The sequence below is a fragment of the Microbispora sp. H11081 genome (assembly GCF_012999535.1).
In the GTDB taxonomy this organism is placed as follows: domain Bacteria; phylum Actinomycetota; class Actinomycetes; order Streptosporangiales; family Streptosporangiaceae; genus Microbispora.
This window is the reverse complement of sequence record NZ_JABBWV010000035.1, coordinates 1-1,656: the sequence shown is the minus strand read 5'-3', so window position 1 is coordinate 1,656 and position 1,656 is coordinate 1. Positions and strand designations below refer to the sequence as shown.

The window sequence follows — 1,656 nt, the reverse complement described above, 5'->3', positions numbered from 1 at the left end:
CCTCGATCTTTCGCGCTCATCCGGTGGGTGGCTGATCGGTTCGGCTGGAGTGTGATTTCGCGGCCGTGGTCAGCTTGGTGGCCCGGCTGTCGCGTCGGGTGGGCGGGGTTCCACGGGCCCTCGGGGTGTCCTTCCTGGTCGTCGGAGCGGGTTGGTGCTGGTCAGGTCGGGGCCGGGAGCGCCTGGAGCCGGGTGATGGCGGTGATTAGCTGGCCGGCCCAGGGCCAGGACGCGGCAATGCGCAGGCGTAGGCGGCGTCCGCCGCGGACCAGTCGGGCGGCGACGGCGAACAGGCGAAGCCGTAGGCGTTTCGGTTCGTAACGGCGGGCCGGTCCGTCGAAGGCGAGCATCTGCATCCAGGCGAGCAGTTCGCAGGCCAGGGCGACGATCTCGCACCAGATCTGGTTCTGGGTGAAGTCGTGCAGGGGCAGGTTGCGCAGGCCGGTGTCCTTGGCGGCGCGGATGCGGTCTTCGCAGCGTGCGCGGCGGCGGTGGCGGAGTTCCAGGTCGGCGAGCTGACCCCATTTCGTGTTGGTGACGAAGCAGGTGAAGCGGTGCCCGTCGATGTCGGTGAAACGCAGCTGGGCGCCCGGGTGCGGGCGCTCCTTGCGCACGATCAGGCGCATCCCTTTCGGCCAGCCGTCCAGCGTCACCATGCCGGTGAGCTCGGCCACCCAGGCGCCGGGCCGGACCTTGCCCTTGGCGTCGTAGGCGGGCGTCCACGCGTGGGCGGGCAGAGCAAGGATCGCGGCCTGGACCTCCTCGGTGAGAGTGAACCCGATCGAGTAGGACAGCCGCCGCCCGGGCCGGGACAGCCAGGACAGGAACTCGCGGGTGCCGCCGCCGGAGTCGGCGCGGATCAGCACCTGACGGCGCCGGTGCCTGGGGAGCTGGGCCAGGGCCAGGCGGGTCGCGGTGATGTGGTCGGCGGCGGTGTTGGACCCGGCGTTGCCGGGCCGCAGCAGCAGGGCCAAAGGTTCCCCGCCCCCACCCGATCCGTGGTCGGCGAAGACCGTCATCGGGTGGAATCCGAAGGTCTTCTTCCAGGTCGGTGTGGCCTGTTGCTTGTCGGAATGGGCGATGACGATGGTCGCGTCGATATCGATGGGGATCAGTTCATTGTCGGCGCCGGGGGCGTGGGTGCCGGCCAAGGTCCAGGCCCGCTGGCGGGCTGCAGCGCGGGCGGCGCGGATCGCCCTCAGCGCGCGGACGGGGTCGGCGGCCAGGCGGTCGATCAGCCGGGACACCGTGGGATCGGAGGCGATGAGGCCGAACACCTCGGGCTGGGCGCGGAGCATCGCAACGTCGGCCAGGCAGTCCCCGCCCAGCGCCAGCGTGAGGGCCAGATCGGTGATGACCTTGCCCGGGTCATGGATCGCGCGGGACGGCCGCCACCGCTCCAGCTGCGCTGATAGCTCCCTGTCCATGCCGGTGACCCGCAACGTCTCCAGCAACAGCAGCCCACCGGCCTGGGAGACGAGCCCCGGACCGTCTGCGGACACCATGATCTTGCGCTGGGACGCGGTAGTCTTCACTCGGAAAGTGCCTTCTGAACTGGTGCGGACAGGACTCTAGACAAGCCCAATCCTCCCAGCTCAAAGGCACTTTCTCATGTAAACGATCAAGCCCGCTCAAATGCGCCGCGAAAGCCCGAGG

At 69.7% G+C, this 1,656-nt stretch carries 1 protein-coding gene; it reads right to left on the bottom strand.

Annotated features, from left to right (window positions below; genetic code table 11):
* Nucleotides 1–161: 161 nt before the first annotated feature.
* Complete coding sequence (locus HHX31_RS33350; RefSeq protein WP_211590680.1) at nucleotides 162–1,505, bottom strand: IS1380 family transposase; 1,344 nt, start codon at nucleotides 1,503–1,505, stop codon at nucleotides 162–164.
* Nucleotides 1,506–1,656: the final 151 nt, after the last annotated feature.

Coding starts and splice junctions, on each gene's coding strand:
- HHX31_RS33350 (WP_211590680.1), bottom strand. CDS start 1,505: ATGGTGTCCGCAGACGGTCCGGGGCTCGTCTCCCAGGCCGGTGGGCTG.